At 60.2% G+C, this 15,350-nt stretch carries 16 protein-coding genes; 6 read left to right on the top strand and 10 right to left on the bottom strand.

Annotation, left to right across the window (positions count from 1 at the left end; all coding sequences use genetic code 11):
- Positions 1-55 precede the first annotated feature (55 nt).
- From ppnN to queF, 4 genes are all read right to left on the bottom strand, one after another.
- The gene (gene ppnN / locus ACVDHI_RS02950; RefSeq protein ID WP_010673382.1) at positions 56-1,411 is read right to left on the bottom strand and encodes a nucleotide 5'-monophosphate nucleosidase PpnN; all 1,356 of its coding nucleotides are present in this window, start codon (positions 1,409-1,411) and stop codon (positions 56-58) included.
- Between the two features lie 158 nt (positions 1,412-1,569).
- A complete protein-coding gene (locus tag ACVDHI_RS02945) occupies positions 1,570-3,171 on the bottom strand; it encodes a GGDEF domain-containing protein (protein ID WP_041214681.1) in 1,602 nt (533 codons plus the stop codon).
- Positions 3,172-3,256: 85 nt separating this feature from the next.
- Positions 3,257-5,527: a hypothetical protein gene (locus tag ACVDHI_RS02940; protein ID WP_324057219.1), complete on the bottom strand. Its 2,271-nt coding sequence runs from the start codon at positions 5,525-5,527 to the stop codon at positions 3,257-3,259.
- Between the two features lie 116 nt (positions 5,528-5,643).
- Positions 5,644-6,492, bottom strand: coding sequence for an NADPH-dependent 7-cyano-7-deazaguanine reductase QueF (queF, locus tag ACVDHI_RS02935; protein WP_042864268.1), 849 nt, complete (start codon positions 6,490-6,492; stop codon positions 5,644-5,646).
- 105 nt (positions 6,493-6,597) lie between these two features.
- On the opposite strand from queF, the gene syd reads away from it, so the two are divergent.
- On the top strand, positions 6,598-7,146 hold the full coding sequence (gene syd / locus ACVDHI_RS02930) for a SecY-interacting protein (protein ID WP_010673386.1): 549 nt from the start codon (positions 6,598-6,600) through the stop codon (positions 7,144-7,146).
- Positions 7,147-7,219: 73 nt separating this feature from the next.
- Here the strand turns inward: syd and ACVDHI_RS02925 are convergent, their stop codons facing one another.
- The 5 genes from ACVDHI_RS02925 to ACVDHI_RS02905 form a co-directional block, all read right to left on the bottom strand.
- A complete protein-coding gene (locus ACVDHI_RS02925; protein ID WP_103244422.1) occupies positions 7,220-8,005 on the bottom strand; it encodes a Zn-ribbon-containing protein in 786 nt (261 codons plus the stop codon).
- 9 nt (positions 8,006-8,014) lie between these two features.
- A complete protein-coding gene (locus tag ACVDHI_RS02920; RefSeq protein ID WP_447211664.1) occupies positions 8,015-8,320 on the bottom strand; it encodes a hypothetical protein in 306 nt (101 codons plus the stop codon).
- Between the two features lie 158 nt (positions 8,321-8,478).
- On the bottom strand, positions 8,479-8,715 hold the full coding sequence (locus ACVDHI_RS02915; protein WP_042877865.1) for a DUF2789 domain-containing protein: 237 nt from the start codon (positions 8,713-8,715) through the stop codon (positions 8,479-8,481).
- Positions 8,716-8,774: 59 nt separating this feature from the next.
- The gene (locus ACVDHI_RS02910; RefSeq protein ID WP_039039421.1) at positions 8,775-9,071 is read right to left on the bottom strand and encodes a DUF3301 domain-containing protein; all 297 of its coding nucleotides are present in this window, start codon (positions 9,069-9,071) and stop codon (positions 8,775-8,777) included.
- Positions 9,072-9,139: 68 nt separating this feature from the next.
- Positions 9,140-10,168 carry a DUF3549 family protein gene (locus ACVDHI_RS02905; RefSeq protein ID WP_447211663.1) on the bottom strand — a complete coding sequence of 343 codons (1,029 nt, stop codon included), beginning with the start codon at positions 10,166-10,168 and terminating at the stop codon, positions 9,140-9,142.
- A gap of 197 nt (positions 10,169-10,365) precedes the next feature.
- Here ACVDHI_RS02905 and ACVDHI_RS02900 point away from each other — a divergent pair, with 197 nt between their 5' ends.
- From ACVDHI_RS02900 to ACVDHI_RS02890, 3 genes are all read left to right on the top strand, one after another.
- On the top strand, positions 10,366-10,701 hold the full coding sequence (locus ACVDHI_RS02900; RefSeq protein WP_134997583.1) for a YqcC family protein: 336 nt from the start codon (positions 10,366-10,368) through the stop codon (positions 10,699-10,701).
- On the top strand, positions 10,701-11,477 hold the full coding sequence (gene truC / locus ACVDHI_RS02895) for a tRNA pseudouridine(65) synthase TruC (protein WP_324046314.1): 777 nt from the start codon (positions 10,701-10,703) through the stop codon (positions 11,475-11,477). The genes ACVDHI_RS02900 and truC overlap by 1 nt, the downstream gene beginning before the upstream one ends.
- 184 nt (positions 11,478-11,661) lie before the next feature.
- Complete coding sequence (locus tag ACVDHI_RS02890) at positions 11,662-12,102, top strand: flavodoxin (protein ID WP_210556118.1); 441 nt, start codon at positions 11,662-11,664, stop codon at positions 12,100-12,102.
- Between the two features lie 71 nt (positions 12,103-12,173).
- Here ACVDHI_RS02890 and ACVDHI_RS02885 read toward each other — a convergent pair whose 3' ends face one another.
- Complete coding sequence (locus ACVDHI_RS02885; protein WP_010673395.1) at positions 12,174-12,314, bottom strand: hypothetical protein; 141 nt, start codon at positions 12,312-12,314, stop codon at positions 12,174-12,176.
- Positions 12,315-12,629: 315 nt separating this feature from the next.
- On the opposite strand from ACVDHI_RS02885, the gene ACVDHI_RS02880 reads away from it, so the two are divergent.
- Both ACVDHI_RS02880 and ACVDHI_RS02875 read left to right on the top strand, forming a co-directional pair.
- The gene (locus ACVDHI_RS02880; RefSeq protein ID WP_041214686.1) at positions 12,630-13,952 is read left to right on the top strand and encodes a maltoporin; all 1,323 of its coding nucleotides are present in this window, start codon (positions 12,630-12,632) and stop codon (positions 13,950-13,952) included.
- A 90-nt stretch (positions 13,953-14,042) separates the two neighbouring features.
- Entirely contained in the window at positions 14,043-15,014 is a 972-nt protein-coding gene (locus tag ACVDHI_RS02875; protein ID WP_277856156.1) for a MalM family protein, read from the top strand.
- Positions 15,015-15,350 lie beyond the last annotated feature (336 nt).

Below are 15,350 nucleotides of genomic sequence, written 5' to 3'. Positions count from 1 at the left end.
TCAATGAAAGAGGGGCCCATGGGCCCCTCAGGTGCGGTGCATTGTGATGTCCCGACTATTTGACAATCTCGTAGCAGGGAACGTACTGGCTGCCCGGCAGCTTCATGCGCTGCTGCTTGACGAAGCTTTCCAGCAACCTGTCCATCAGGTGCATCAGCTCCTTGTCGCCGTGCAGCTTGAAGGGACCCTTCTTCTCGATGGCCCTGATGCCCCCTTCCTTGACGTTGCCTGCGACGATGCCTGAGAAGGCGCGGCGCAGGTTGGCTGCCAGCAGCTGGGGCGGCTGGTTGCGATGCAGATCCAGGCTGGCCATGCTGGCGTGATCCGGCTCGAACGGCAGCTGGAACTCGGGCTCGATCCGCAGGGACCAGTTGAAGGAGTAGGCATCTCCCACCGACTTGCGGTATTCGCGGATCTTCGGCATCGCCTCCTTCATCACGCGGGCCACCTCGGGCGCATCGCCGATGATGATCCGGTAGAGACTGGTGGCGGCTTCCCCCAGGGTCGCCTTGACGAAGTCGTCGATGGCGCGGAAGTAGTCGGCACTTTCTTTCGGGCCGGTCAGCACGATGGGGATGGGTTGGCGATCGTTGGCCGGGTGCATCATGATGCCGAGCAGGTAGAGCAGCTCCTCGGCAGTTCCGACCCCGCCCGGGAAGATGATGATGCCGTGACCCAGACGCACGAAGGCTTCCAGCCGCTTCTCGATGTCCGGCAGGATCACCAGCTCGTTGACGATGGGGTTCGGCGGTTCGGCGGCGATGATGGAAGGCTCGGTGAGACCGATGTAACGGCCGTTGCGCACCCGCTGCTTGGCGTGGCCGACGGCGGCCCCTTTCATGGGGCCCTCCATGGCACCCGGACCGCAACCGGTACAGATGTTGAGCTCGCGCAGACCCAGCTCGCTACCCACCGCCCGGGTGTACTGGTATTCCACCTCGTTGATGGAGTGGCCGCCCCAGCAGACCACCAGGTTGGGATCGGCGCCGGGCAGGATCGCCTTGGCGTTGCGCAGGATGGCGAACACCACATTGGAGATATGGGTGGAGCTGGTCAGGTTGACCAGACGATTGGACTCGAGCTGGGTCGACACATAGAGAATGTCCCGCAGCACGGAGAACAGGTGCTCCTGGATGCCGCGGATGATCTCGCCGTCGACGAAGGCGTGCTCGGGGGCGTTGAACAGCTCGAGCTTGACCCCGCGCTCGCGCCGGATCACGTGAATATCGAAGGATTTGAAACGTTCCAGTATCTCTTTGGAACTGTCGGTATGGCTGCCGGAGTTGAGGACCGCCAGCGAGCAGTTGCGAAACAGTTGATAGATATCGCTGGAGGCCGTCTGCTTGAGGCGATCCACCTCGAGCTGGGACAGCAGGTCCATGCTGCCCACGGGATTGATGTGTGTAATCATAATTTCCCCTTTCACTCGCTTGTTATCGTTGTGCTTTCCCTGGGGAGAAAACGGGATGCTTTGGCATCCCTCGGGTTCGATAGTAGAGGCAAGGGGGTGGGCAGGGGAATAGGGGGACTGTGCGTTTGCCGCTTTTTTAGCCGCCCCTCAAAGCGGATTCAGGCGAGATTGACCTGATCCCGGCCGGAGTGCTTGGAACTGTAGAGCGCCTTGTCGGCGCGCTCGAACGCATCCGTGGTATGGTCGCCGGTCCGAAACAGGGTGGCACCGATGGAGATGGTGATCTCGACCCTGGCATCGCGAAAGCGGAACGGGATGCTCTTGATGGTCTGACGCAGGTTCTCCAGCGGCTTCTGGTACTTGTCCGGATTGATGTTCGGCAGCAGGACCACAAACTCCTCACCGCCAAAGCGGGCGATGAAGTCGGTGTCGCGCAAGGCGTTCTGCAGGGCCTTGGCAACCACCTTCAATGCCTTGTCGCCGGCCATGTGGCCGTAATTGTCATTGATGTGCTTGAAGTGGTCGATGTCGATGATGGCCAGGCACAGGGGGGTGCCATAGCGTAGCCAGCGTTTGTATTCGAGCTCGAGCCGCTCGTCCAGGGCCGCCCGGTTGTGTACCTGGGTCAGGCTGTCGAGGAAGAGCTTGTGTTTCTGGATGGTGAGCCGCTTCTTGTACTCGGCGGTCTCGTCCTTCATCAACCTGAGCTTGGCTTCCATGTTGGAGAGGTGGGTGAGCAGGTGGCGCTCGCGGTTGGCCATCTCCTCCCGCTCCTGCTGCAGCCGGCGGATGGTGTCCAGATGCCCAGAAATGGCGCCCCTGAGTATTTGTGGCGAGTCATGGGCTGCCATGGCGCGATCGATGGCGGCGAGTTCCCGCTCCAGCGCCTGTCCGCTGAGATGGGCGGCATTTTGCAGCGCCCGCCCTTCATCCAGGGATTCGGTAAAGCTGTAATGGACCGAGGAGAGACTCTCGTTCAGGGTGCTGAGAAACGCCTGGGAGGCTTTGCGCTCTTCCCGGGTACCCTCGATGATGAGTTCGATGATCTGCAGGCAGACTTCGGCCAGCAGGGCAGGGGTGATGCCCCCGAGCAACTGGCGGCGGATGTCTGCGAGGCTCTCGCCCACGGCGCCGGCAAAGTCGAGCTCGGTGATGAGACGCTGCAACTCGTCTGAAATCTGGGCATGTGCCTTGATGTCAAAGGAGTCGGTAGGGGCCGGGCTGGAGAGCTCGGTGGGGATCTCCGCCGAAGGGGGGATCAGCGGCTTGCGCGGCAGCAGCTGGATCTTGATCGCCTGCTGGTAGAACTCCAGCAGCCGGATCACCTTCTTCTGGTGATCGCCGATGCCGTAACTCTCCGGGCTGGCGAGAAACTCCTTGAGGGCGCGGCGGGTATCTTCCGGAAACCCTTTGATGGTTTTGAGCTGTTTGCTGCCGAGATCAATGGCTGCCCGGGTCAGGCTGATGGACTCTTCCATGGTGTGGCTGTGCTGCTGCAACAGCTTCTCGATGGCGTTCAGATCGGCATCGATGGAGGTAAGAGGAGGGTTGCCTTCAAGTTTCTGCTTGAGCTTGGCGAGCCGGTTGTCTAGCTCGCGATCGTGGCCGCGACAGGCTTGCATCAGCTTGCCGATGAACTGGATACTGCGGGTGCGTTCGGCATCGGAGAAGCTCGCCATGCCGTCAAGCTCCTGCTGTTTCTGCTGGAGGGATTCCCTGAGTCTTGCCAGTTGTCCTGTTACGGCAGCCATATCATTCATTCTTCAGGTCGCCCTGTTGTCATTATCGTTTTTGTTTCGTCCAGCAACAGAAAGCCAATCAAAGACCCCGTTGAGTACCTTTTTGTCACGGATTGTCCGCAACCTTCATCCGTGAAAGCGCAAGCCAGTTAACCCATTGCTTTTCATGAGAAGAATTTACTTTTACCAGTCCCTTGTCAATTGCCATCAAGCAGCATTGCCACACATCTCCGTTAAAAAATGCGGCCTGCTGGCAATCGATGGCGGCCAGCTCAAGCCAGACGCTCTGCTGGCATTTTTCGCTGAGCTGAATGGCACCCGAGAGGGCCAGGTAGCAGAGATCGAACAGGCCGTGGTGATCGAGGGCCATGGCCGCCTTGGGCAGGAAGGGATGACTGACGATGCCGAGGCTGATGCGCCTGTCCAGCGGGTGCTCGCAGGGGAAGGCTGCCAGGGTGTCGAGCAGGGTCTGGGCCAGCTGATGCAACTGGGCCACGTGACGCTGGGGCACCACATAGAGCAGGTGGCCTTCGCGCAGGTCGTAGATGCGGCCATCCTGCGGGGTCAGTTCGTTGACGTAGCGGCCGAAGGCCTGCTCTATCTCGCGGCTGACCTGATAGCCGTGTTGCTCCAGGCTGTTGATCAGGAAGGGAACCCGGAACAGCAGGTAGTGCAGCTTGTCGTCAAATTCGCTGGTGGGGCGTTCGCTCAGGTACCAGCGCTCGGATTTCTGCTGGCGCTTGGCCATCTCCCGCGGCCAGCGGCTCATCAGTCGCTGCCAGTTGGCCAGGCCGCTGCGCGGCTCTACCAGCAGGGCCTCTCCCAGCTGTTTGGCATGAAGGCGTGCGACCCGCAGTTTCAGCCAGAGGGTGAAGAACAGATAGATGAAGAGTGCCAGCAGCAGCCCGGTGCTGACGCTGGTCCAGAGGTATCGTTCCTGCTGGTGCTGGCTGACGTCGAGTTGCTGCTCCAGCTCCTTGACCTGTTGCACCCGCTCCACCTGGGCGTAGTTGTCGCGCACCGCCTCCTGCTCCAGCGCCAGCTGTTGCTGGCGAACCAGTTCGCTGCGCTGGTGGTAATTCTTGTAGCTCTCCAGGGCCTGCTGGAGGTAACCCTTCTGCTCATAGGCGACGGAGAGCAGGCGGAAGATCTCGAATTGGCGCCGGATGTCCCCAATCCGGTTGGCCAGGGTGAGAGCGTTCTCCAACTGCAGGATGGCGATGCCCGCCTCCTGCTGCTTGAGGTGCAGCTCTCCCAGCAACAGCAGGGTGTCGATGAGCGACTCCTTGTCATCCCCCAGCTCATGGGACTGGCGTGCGGCGTTCAGGTAGTTTCGCGCCAGGTTGAGATTGCCGGTCTGCAGGTAGGTCTTGCCTATCTCGAACTTGAGGTGGGCGATGCGGGTGCGGTTGCTGCTCTCGTCCAGAAGGTCGAGGGCATTGAAGAAATAGACCAGCGCCATGTTCATCTCGCCCTGATCCCGGTTGAGGCGGGCGAGCACGATCAGGGCGTCGCTCAGCATGGAAGGATTGCCGAGAGCATGAAAATAGTTGGCCGCCTCGCTGGCGTATTGCAGCGCTTTTTGTGGCTCCTGCTCTTCCTGATAGAGGCTGACCATCTGGTTCGAGAGCAGGCCGAGGAAGAGGGGATCCTGCAGGGGCTTGGCTTGCTGTTGTGCTTCGATGTACTCCCCCAGTGCAAGCTGGGGCTGACCCAGAGCCTGATAGAGATCCCCGCCCACGGCGCTGGTCCAGGCCCTGGCCAGAGGCTGTTTGGCGTGATCCGCCCATTTGCGGGTCTCGGCCAGCTGCTGTTTGGCGAGATCGAATTGCCGCTCCTCTATGCTGGCGTTGACGCGCAGCAAGCGGCTGTAGACCTGCAACTGGCTCTCCTTGAGGTCGGGATTGGCCAGCAGTTTGTCGAGTTTGTCGAGCAGGGGGGCCGCGGCGCCATGGGTATGCTGTTGCAGGTTGCGGCTTCGAACCAGCAGATAGAGCCCATGGGCCTGCAGCTCGAACTGCTGCTCTTTCTCGGCCATGGCGATGCCCTGCTCGAAGGACTCCTGTGCCTGGGCGAACTGCCCTAGCTGCTGCAGACACTCCCCCTTGAGCAGATAGGCGCCCGTGGTCTGGGTGGCGGTACCGTAGTTCAGCATCGGCTCGCGATAGCCGTACTCCTGACGGTTGCTGATGATCTGCTTGGGATTGTTGGCCGTGCGTTCGAGGAAGGAGGTGGCAATCTGGGCACATCTGGCGGGATCGGTCAGCACCAGGGTCTGGGCCTGCTGCAGGTCGATGGACAACTGCTCCTTGGCCAGATCCAGATCAGGAGCCGACAGGGAGGACATCATCATTGCCAGAAAAAACAGTTGATTCATTGGATTAAGAACGGCACGGAGGTGCAGGCATGTTATCCAAGCCCACCCCCGCCCGTCCAGAGTTTACTGAGGTGATGCGCAGCGGGCCGCAGCCCGCAGGATGGCGGCGCCGGTGATTACTGGCGAATGAGGCGCAGGTTCGCCGGAACTGGCTCCCAGTCGCTGCGGAAGGGGTTGATGTCCAGGCCGCCGCGGCGGGTGTAACGGGCATGGACGGTCAGTTGTTCCGGGGCGCAGAAGTGCTTGAGATCGGTAAAGATGCGCTCGATGCACTGCTCGTGGAACTCGTTGTGCTGGCGGAACGAGATGAGGTAGCGCAACAGCTTCTCCCGGTCGAGGCGCGGGCCGCGATAGTGGATCACCACGGATCCCCAGTCCGGCTGGCTGGTCACCAGGCAGTTGGACTTGAGGAGGTGGCTGTGCAGGGTCTCCTCCACGATCTCGTGACCGGCGGCCCCTTGCAGCAGGGTCTCGTCAAACTCGTAGCTGTCCACCTCGATATCCAGGCTGTCGATGCACTCACCGGGCAACTGGGCTATCTGGTGGGGGGCCTGGTCGAGCGTGAAGAGGGTGACGCTCACCGGGGCACCAGCGCAGCCACTCAGGTCCTGAACCAGCAGCGCCTGCACCGCCTCCAGGGAGTCGCAACGGGTCTGGTTGAAGGAGTTCAGGTAAAGCTTGAACGACTTGGACTCGATGAGATTCGGGCTGGTGGCCGGCACAAAGACCTCCCCGATGGCAACCACGGGCTTGCCTTTGGCATTGAGCCAGGAGAGTTCATACAGGGTCCAGACGTCGCACCCCTGGAAGGGCAGTTCACCTCTCAGGCCAAGATCGTCGCGGTTCAGGCTGCGTGGCACGGGCTGCAGCAGACTCGGGGTGTACTGGCTGATGTAGGCGGACTGCTGCCCCAGGCTCAGGCCTTGCAGCGCACTGGCGCCGGCGTATCTCTCTTGTTTGCTCATGCTGGTTTGCTCACGCTTGTCTGATAAGGGGTTTGATGGTGCAATGGCCCGATTTTTCGATCAGGTACTTGCGGCCATCAGAGGCCGCTATTGTGGGGAATATCGATGTCGGATCAAGTCCTGTCTGCCCTGGAGCAGTTCTTTTTACGCTGGCAGCGCGATGGCGAAGGAAGGCGGGGGCTGCCCCTGTGTGACTGGGAGGCCGACTGGCGCTCTCCTTGCGAGCTGGATGAACCCAGGGAGGGTCGGGTCGCCTGGCGTCCGTTCCAGCGGGAGCAGGCAGCCGACTTCACGGCCATGGCGAACGCCCTGGAGCTGACCCTGCATCCCAGCGCCATCGCCCTGTTTGGTCACTGGTTCAGCCGCCCTCTGCCCTGCTCTTTCAAGGGGCTGCGCATCGAACTCATCCTGCCGTGGAACGACGCCGATCTGGATCTGCTCAAGGAGAACCTCATCGGCCACCTGCTGATGCTGCGCAAGTTGAAGCGATCCCCTTCACTCTTCATTGCCACGACCCGCAACGAGATGACGCTGGTGTCCCTCGATAACGAGAGCGGCCAGGTGTGGCTGGAGTGGCTGGACTCCGGGCGGCGCCTGACGCTGGCCCCCTCGTTGCCGGCCTTTCTGGCGCGACTGGAAACTTTGCCCCAGTGATGCTCCAAAAGAGAGGGCCTTGCCACCTGGTAAGGCCCTCTCTTTTTATTGCGCCATTGTGCGCGGTAGGCTCCTATTCCTTGAAGTCCCAGGAGAGGTTGGACACCAGCCTGCAAGGCTCGCACCTGAAGTCGAAGATCTCGTGCAGGGGGGCGGCCAGCGCCCATGGGCCACCACAGCCAGGGCAGGGGCGAGCCCGCTCTTCGGCAGCGCTCAGGCCACCTACCCGGTAGAGATAGTAATAGGTGGGGATGCCGCTCAGGACCTCCAGCCGTCTGGCGAGATCACTGCCCCGGCGATGAAGGCGGCTGCCCACCTCGCCGATTTCGTGCAGGGCGGCGTGCTCGGCGATGGAGCCGTTCATCTGCAACTGATCGCAGGCTTCCCAATCTTCCTGCCACTTGATGATCTGCTTGTGGTCACCGTTGGCGACGGCGGGCAGCCGATAGAGCGGGATGGGAGAGAAGTGATCGCCGCAGCGCAGGGGAGAGCAACTGTGCAGGAAGCTGGTGTAGAGCAGCATCCAGCTGGGACGCTCCCCCTGCTCTGCGCACGGGTCCGTGCTGTCCGAGAGCAGATCCGCCCCTTGCAGGTGAAGTTTGGGGGCGAGCAGGCCCGCCTGGTGCAGACCTTGCTCGGCAAGGGTGACCAGCTCGCTCTGGTTGTCAGGGTGCAGGCTGTCCTGCTCCGGGCAGACCACCCGGCTGACGAAATAGCCTTCGTGCATGCTGGTGGGAAACTCCCGCCCCAGGATCTGCCCCTGATAGCGCAGCATGTCGAGGTAGTGGACGATGGCCCGTTCGGCCTCCCCGAGGGAGGTATCGCGGTAGCACTCAAAGGTGAGTTCGAGGATATACATGGCGATGGGTCAATCCGGCTTCTGGTTGAGCAGCAGATCGGTGAGGCGATCGACCTTCTGCTCCAGCCGGGCGAGCTGTTCACTCAGTTGCTGAAGAGTGACGCTTTCCGTGGCCAAGGGGGACGCCTCGGGGGCACTGGCGGGGGCGGGCGCTGTCGCCGCGGGCTGGGGTTGTTGCTTCCACTGGCTGAACACCTTGAGCAGCTCGGCCATGGGCACGGGATGGCTGAGGCGGGCCTTGACCATGGCGGTAGAGGGGGTGATCCCCCTGGCACTGAGTTCGTTGGCTATCTGGATGATCTCTTGGGCTGACATCTTGGCTCCTGCACGGCCGTCTTGCTGCGGGTGGATAGTGGCACAGAGCTTAATCAAAGCCTGTCCATCAGGAAAGCGGAGCGAAGGGCGTGGGTGGCGAGAGGGAGGGGATTGGCGGCTCCGCGTCTACCCAACGCTGGCCGCCGGGAGTGCGGGGATCAGGTCCCCTGGCGCAGCATCACATCCAGCTGGTCGATGGCTTCCGCCCAGTCGGCGTCGTGGCTGAGGGCATCGCGCAGAAAGCCTGCCTGGGAAGGCGTCCAGAACGGCGCGTCGGGCAACTGGGTATGGCGATCGATGGGATGGTTGCGGATAAAACGCTGCTGGCTGATGTCGTCACTGGCCAGCCCCAGCTGGGCAAACAGGGCGGCCATGTCATGGGTGAGCAATTCCATGTCGGTACTCCTTGGAAGGGGGCTGTGGAAGAGTATAGCCAGCCCCCGTGCTCTCAAATCTAGGAGGGGAGACGATGGGGTGGCAGCTCGACACCGGCGACATGCAGCCCCTGCATGCAGAGCTGCCCCTGATAATGGCTCTCTCCGTCGCTGGAGAACTCGAACTGGTAGTAGGTGAGCAGGCGCAGGGGCTTGTGCCCCAGGGCGCGGTGTGTCCGCGCCAGCGACAGCAGTTGCAGGTCGTGGTGCTGGCAGTAGCGGCGCATGTATTGCCAGGCCAGCTCCGCCTGGCGGCGCTGTTGCCAGAAGGCCCAGCCAACGAGGCCGAGCAGCAAGATCCCAAGCATTTCTCCCATCAGCGGGTTCCTTCTGTGATGTGTGTGGGGCCCTGTTCACCTCAGGCAACAGGGCCGTCGTGCCGGGCCTAGGTGGCAGCGAACAGGCGACCGATGGCCAGACCCAGGGCCTCGCTGCGTTCGGGGTCACGCAGTTTTGCCAGCATATCATTGCGCAAGGCCGGTAGCGTGACGAGCTCGGCAAATACCTGGTTGAAGAACTGGGTGGGTTGCAGGGCGAGCTGCTCCAGAAACAGGCCGAGCAGTTCGGGGTGTTTCAGATCGGGCCAGAGGCGGCCAGCGATGGCGAGGAGCAGGGAGGGACTTGGCCGGGTTTGCAGCAGGGTCAGCAGCTTGTTGGTGCGCAGTCCGTTGCCCGGGCAGGAGGCCAGTGCCCGGCACAGATAGGCCAGGGTTTCGGGGTCAGGCTCGGCGCACTCCTGCTCCTTGCCGATGCGCTCCAGCAATGCGCCTTGCAGGGCAGGAGGCAGGGGGGCGTTCTCCAGGCTCTGGCACAGGGCGTAGAGGGGGGCCTGCGGCAGTACGGGCAAGGCCTTGCAGACCAGTGCCTGGTTGCGTTCAACCTGCAGCCGCTCCGCGAGATCTGCAAACCCTTGCAGTCCCAGGGCCTGCCACCCCTCTTCCCCCGGTGCCGCCAGATAGTGGCAGAGGGCCTCGTAGTAAGCGGAAGGGGCTTGTTCCAGCTGGCGGGCCAGCTTGGCGTGCACACTGGCCATCTTGGCCTCGGCCGGACGGAAGGTGTAGGGGTTGTCCGCCAGACGCTGAGCCTTCTCTTCGTCCAGTTCACCGGTGAGCTTGTAGCCCAGAGTCTCTACCACCTGATCCATGAAATGCTTGGGGCCGCTGGAGATGAGCAGGCCGCGTTCATCGAGGGCGAACTTGAGGAACCAGAGGTAGTGCCTGGATTCGGTTGGCTGGAAGAAGTGCACGCCGAGCCAGGCGTGCTGCTGCAACGGCCAGGGGTAGGGCTCCTGCTGCTGCTCGATGCGCACGAAGAGGTCGCTGGGGAGCGGGCGCACCTGGCGGCCCAGATCGAACAGCTGGAACTGGGTATCGGCCTGGGTCAGAAACTCGGTCAGGGTGTTGATGGAAGACATGAAGAGATCCTGCTTGAAGATAATGCGGGCGATTATAAGGGGGCTGCACCAGATAGCCAGAGGCGGTGATGCAGGGTATGAAGGTGACGGCAACATGGCAGCCATTGCGGGGTCGGTGTATAGTAGCGCCCCTTTTGGATGGCCGTATTGAGTGGGGCCCCGTCGCAGACCGGGCCCGCGATGAGGAAGTGAGCGAGATGAATCAATATCTGCTGGTTGCCGGTCTGCTGGGAGAGCTGACTGCCGAGTTGCAACGTCTGGAACGCTGGCAAGCCGACCATCCGGGGAGCGAGGCGCTGGCAAGCGAGCTGCCGTTCTGTGTCGATACCCTGAGTTTCGATCAGTGGCTGCAGTTCGTGCTGATCCCGCGCATGGAGCAGCTGGTGGTGCTGCAGGCACCGCTGCCGACCAGCGTCTCCCTCTATCCCATGGCGAGTGAGGTCTATAAAGAGGAGCTGGCGGAGGTCGAGGCCCTGCTTCGTCTGATCGCCCGTTTCGATCTGCTGCTCTCCGGCAAAGTGGTCGAACAATGATGGACGAGCAGACCCGGACAGCGGATGCCTTGCAGCCGACACTGCTTTATCAGGATGACTGGCTGGTGGCGGTGAACAAACCGTCCGGTCTCCTGGTGCACCGCAGTTGGCTCGACAAGGCCGAGACCCGTTTCGCCATGCAGATGACCCGGGATCTGATCGGGGGTCGTCATGTCTACCCCGTGCACCGACTGGACAGGCCCACTTCGGGTGTGCTGCTGTTTGCTCTCGATCCTGCCGTGGCCCGCACCCTGACCGAGGCCTTTGCTGCCCGTCAGGTCCACAAGGAGTACCTGGCACTGGTGCGGGGATGGGCCCCCGAAGAGGGGCTCATCGACTATCCGCTCAAGGAGCAGCTGGACAAGATTGCCGATGCCTTCAGCGACCCGGATCGCCCCGCCCAGGAGGCGGTGACCGCGTTTCGTCGTCTGCATCAGGTCGAGTTGCCCTTCGCCGTCTCCAAGAAGCATCCCACCAGTCGCTACAGCCTGGTCCGCCTCTTTCCCAAGACGGGGCGCAAGCACCAGCTGCGCCGCCATCTGGATCACCTGTTCCACCCCATCGTTGGTGATACCACCCACGGGGATGGCCGGCACAACCGCTTCTTTCGCGAGCATTACGGGTGCGACCGCCTGCTGCTGATCGCGCACCGTCTGAGCTTCGAGCATCCGGTGCTCAAGGTGCCGATGCGGATCCAGGCGCCCCTGGGCCCCGAGGTGCTGGGTCTGTTCGCCCGTCTGGGCTGGCCTGCCAGCGAGCAAGACTACGGCGCCTGAGCCTCTTTCCATCTGTTGCCTCTGACCGGGCTGTGGCATGCTGTAGCCCAGGTACGTCAGAGGAATGACTTATGGCTCAACGAGATATCGCCTGCGCAATCGCGTGCCCCCCGCCTGTTCAGGGGGGCTCTTCCTACCCATCCCGGTCTTGCCGGGTCCAATATCTGTCCCTGAGGAGTCGCTGATGGCCGAGATCGACATCCTGGTCGGCACCGTCTACGGCTCTGCCATGCTGGTGGCCGAGACCCTCTGTGACCACCTGCAAGCCAATGGCCATGTCTGCCAGATCTTCGATGACGCGGCGCTGACCGACATCGATGCCTCCCGCTTTCTGCTCATCGTGACCGCCACCACGGGGCAGGGGGATATACCGCCCAATTTGCAGCCCTTTGCCAGTGCCCTGGCCGATCGTGCTCCTTATATGAAGGGATGGCGCTATGCCCTCATCGCCATGGGGGACAGCAGCTATGAACATTTCTGCGGGGCAGGGCGCCGGCTCGATGAACTGCTGCAGGAGCTGGCCGCCGACGCCCTGGTGCCGCGTCTGGAGATAGATGCAACGGTGGAGGATGAGCCTGAAGTGGCAGCGCTGGCCTGGTTGAAAACCTGGGAAAATAGACTGTAGCCAGACCCTTCTCCCCGAGAATAAATTCACCTCCGTGAGTGTGCTGACGGGGGTGTTTTATTTTTGGGGCGTCACGCCTCAGCCCCCAAATATATCCTCTCTTTCGTCCGGTTATTTTTCTCGCCAATGATGATAACCGGTTGGCCATATTCATCATCACCCACGACAAATTGAAAAATTAAAAGTTCCGCATTGAAAGCGATTTCAGTCATGTTTTTGCTACTGCGACACGGATTTATCACTTAACTCTCGTCGCGAATTAATATTTGAAAGCGCTTTCTTTGGTGTTGTTGCTCCTCTTTTTGTTGTTCATGGGGTTTTTAATGCCATAAAGTGAAAATTTATTGGGTTGTTGTTGCTGCGGTTGCGGGTGGCGTGCGATTTGTCATCGTTTTGTGAATCAGCTCATGTTTGCAGGGAATTTGGGTACATATAATCGACCTCGGTTATCACCAAAACGTTTTTCCGGTGATAAGAACTTGAATATCAGGATCACACTCCTCTCAGCGGGAATAAGGAAAATGAAAATGAAAGCAAAGTGGCTCCCGATCGCTGCAGCAGTAACCGCAGCCCTGGCTTCCCAAGCCGCCTTCGCCGTTGATTTCCACGGCTACTTCCGTTCAGGTGTCGGTGTTTCCGGTGACGGGGACATGGTCAAATACAACGTCAACAAGGTTGGTCGTCTGGGTAACGAAAATGATACCTACGGCGAAGTCCAGCTGGGTCAGGAAGTCTTCAACAAAGATGGCAAGACTTTCTACGTAGACTCCATGTTCGCCATGGCGTCCAACGGCTCCAACGACTGGGAAGGTACCGGCACCGTCTGTAACTTCGATGCCAAGCAGTGCAACGGCGACTCCGACTTCGCCCTGCGTCAGTTCAACGTGCAAGCCAAGGGGCTGCTGGGCTTCGCGCCGGAAGCCACTCTGTGGGCCGGTAAGCGTTACTACCAACGTCACGACATCCACATCTCTGACTTCTACTACTGGAACATCTCCGGTGCCGGTGCCGGTATCGAAGGCATCCAGGCTGGTCCTGGCAAGCTCTCCCTGGCCTGGGTCCGCAACGACCGCAGCGCGGGTGATGTCTTCGGTCAGTACACCCAGACCGGTGTAGATGGCAACGGTGATCCGGTTTATCAGAAGAACGAAGATCTGAACGTCAACACCCTGGACGTGCGTTATGCCGGCATCCCGCTGTGGCAGGACGGTTCTCTGGAAGTGGGCGCCATGTATGCCCTGGTCAATGAGACAGACGCCCAGAAAGATCTGAAGAACGACAACATGAAGAACGGCGTCATGCTGACCGCCGAACTGACCCAAGGCATCTTCGGTGGCTTCAACAAGACCGTGCTGCAGTACGGTACCGAAGGCTACTCCAAGACCATGGCCTTCTACGGTGACGGTTCCTGGTATGGTGCCGAAGCCAAAGCTGGTGCCGATGGCTACCGTATCATCAACTGGGGCGTCATCCCGATGGGCAACTCCTGGGAAATGGGTCACCAGCTGGTCTACGGGGTAGGCAACGAGATGTGGAACGGCAACGACAAGTACGAAACCATGTCTGTCGTCGCTCGCCCGATGTACAAGTGGGATGACTTCAACAAGACCATCTTCGAAGGCGGCTACTTCCAGGACAAGAACAAGTCCACTTCCGGTACCACCGACAAAGATGGCGCTTACAAGCTGACCCTGGCTCAGGCCTGGTCTGCCGGCTCCAGCTTCTGGGCCCGTCCGGAAATCCGCGTGTTCGCCACCTACCTGAAGAACACCGAAGACCAGAACGCCTTTGAAGGCAACACCTCCAAAGACACCTATCAGGTTGGCGTACAAGCAGAAGCCTGGTGGTAAGCAATATCTTCAGTTAAGTTAGTCACTGCCCCCTTATGGGGGCAGTTTTGTTTCGCATGATGTGGCAACCGGGTTATGGAGATAAGAAGAATGAAACTGGTAAAGATGTCTATCGCGGCCATGGTTACCGCGCTGCTGGCCGGTTGTTCCGGTAGCATGGTGGTGCCCGTGCAGGAGCACGCCTCCATTCTGAGTAATGCCGATCAGGCCAAGCAGGCGCTCTCCCAGGCAACCAGTTGTTGCACAGGGTTCAACGAATTCAATTATGTCTCCCTGCCGGAAGGCGAGACGCTGCTGGCCATCGACGGCAAGCAGCCCAGTTATCAGTTTGACGAGGGCATGAGCTATTTTGCCGCTTATCGTCTGCCGGCCAATACCGGCAATCTGGCCATCACCCTGGCCTCCCAGGTCAGCAAGACGGTCCTGGTTCCCAAGGTGATCATGCTGGATGCCCAGTTCAAGGTGACTCGCGTGCTGGGTGAGTCGGTCTTTGCCTATCAACCAGCCCACCTGCTCGACAACGACAGGATTGAGGGGCGTGTGTTTGTGGACCGCAGCATGCCGGGCAATCCCGCCACTGAAACCTATATGGTGGTCTATGCGCCGGCCAACGAGACGGCGGGCAGCACCACCATCTTGCACCCCGCGAAGGCCTTTGCTCGTGCCAACGGCACGGTCGAGCCGGATATCAAGGACCCCGTGATCCCCCATTCGCCCTGGGGTCTGGTACAGATCAAGGTCACGGACATGGCCAAGGGACAAGGCCTGGAAGCCGTGTTCAAGCCTGAATACGCCGACAAGGTGGCGATGAGCCAGGCCAAGCCTGCTACCACTGCGGTGGCTGCGACGGCTACCACGGCAGCCGTTGCCGCAGCGCCGAGCAAACCGGCTCCCGCCATGCTGAGCGAGACCGAGAGCTTCTACAACGCCCAGATCGAGAAAGCGGTGAAGGCCGGTGACATCGACAAGGCGATGCAACTCGTGAATGAAGCCGAGCGTGCCGGTTCAACCAAGGCGAAATCGGTCTTTATTGACGCAGTGAAACGTTCACAGAAGAACTAAATATCTCGGTTTATTAAAATCGATATTTATTGGAGGCCTCCCTTGTTGGAGGCCTTTTTAATCGGTAGACTGGATAATATAAATCCGCAATAAGTTACATTCAGTTACAGTGAGTATCGTTGGGTATTATTTGGTTTCTTTGTGATTTATTTTGAAGTGGTTTATTTCTTTTTGCGGCGAAGCTATAACAATTCGAAATAATATTCAAGACAGTCCCCTCTCTGCTTATTTATTATCTTGTGATCTCTCCTCCAAATTTATTATTCCCTTGTTTCCGACGGAGGCATTTCCACCCCCGCTGGGTTATATTCTGCTGGTCAAAATAAGCAACCCGGA

This window comes from Aeromonas sp. 25-248, assembly GCF_053005425.1.
The sequence above is the reverse complement of the archived record's forward strand: the minus strand, read 5'-3'. Positions and strand labels throughout refer to the sequence as shown.

What these genes read in the sequence shown, in the direction of transcription:
- ACVDHI_RS02890 (WP_210556118.1), top strand. Translation starts at nt 11,662, where the DNA reads ATGGCCGAGATCGACATCCTGGTCGGCACCGTCTACGGCTCTGCCATG.
- ppnN (WP_010673382.1), bottom strand. Translation starts at nt 1,411, where the DNA reads ATGATTACACACATCAATCCCGTGGGCAGCATGGACCTGCTGTCCCAG.
- queF (WP_042864268.1), bottom strand. Translation starts at nt 6,492, where the DNA reads ATGAGCAAACAAGAGAGATACGCCGGCGCCAGTGCGCTGCAAGGCCTG.
- ACVDHI_RS02945 (WP_041214681.1), bottom strand. Translation starts at nt 3,171, where the DNA reads ATGAATGATATGGCTGCCGTAACAGGACAACTGGCAAGACTCAGGGAA.
- ACVDHI_RS02925 (WP_103244422.1), bottom strand. Translation starts at nt 8,005, where the DNA reads ATGTATATCCTCGAACTCACCTTTGAGTGCTACCGCGATACCTCCCTC.
- ACVDHI_RS02885 (WP_010673395.1), bottom strand. Translation starts at nt 12,314, where the DNA reads ATGACTGAAATCGCTTTCAATGCGGAACTTTTAATTTTTCAATTTGTC.
- ACVDHI_RS02915 (WP_042877865.1), bottom strand. Translation starts at nt 8,715, where the DNA reads ATGGAATTGCTCACCCATGACATGGCCGCCCTGTTTGCCCAGCTGGGG.
- ACVDHI_RS02875 (WP_277856156.1), top strand. Translation starts at nt 14,043, where the DNA reads ATGAAACTGGTAAAGATGTCTATCGCGGCCATGGTTACCGCGCTGCTG.
- ACVDHI_RS02880 (WP_041214686.1), top strand. Translation starts at nt 12,630, where the DNA reads ATGAAAGCAAAGTGGCTCCCGATCGCTGCAGCAGTAACCGCAGCCCTG.
- ACVDHI_RS02920 (WP_447211664.1), bottom strand. Translation starts at nt 8,320, where the DNA reads ATGTCAGCCCAAGAGATCATCCAGATAGCCAACGAACTCAGTGCCAGG.
- ACVDHI_RS02905 (WP_447211663.1), bottom strand. Translation starts at nt 10,168, where the DNA reads ATGTCTTCCATCAACACCCTGACCGAGTTTCTGACCCAGGCCGATACC.
- syd (WP_010673386.1), top strand. Translation starts at nt 6,598, where the DNA reads ATGTCGGATCAAGTCCTGTCTGCCCTGGAGCAGTTCTTTTTACGCTGG.
- truC (WP_324046314.1), top strand. Translation starts at nt 10,701, where the DNA reads ATGGACGAGCAGACCCGGACAGCGGATGCCTTGCAGCCGACACTGCTT.
- ACVDHI_RS02900 (WP_134997583.1), top strand. Translation starts at nt 10,366, where the DNA reads ATGAATCAATATCTGCTGGTTGCCGGTCTGCTGGGAGAGCTGACTGCC.
- ACVDHI_RS02940 (WP_324057219.1), bottom strand. Translation starts at nt 5,527, where the DNA reads ATGAATCAACTGTTTTTTCTGGCAATGATGATGTCCTCCCTGTCGGCT.
- ACVDHI_RS02910 (WP_039039421.1), bottom strand. Translation starts at nt 9,071, where the DNA reads ATGGGAGAAATGCTTGGGATCTTGCTGCTCGGCCTCGTTGGCTGGGCC.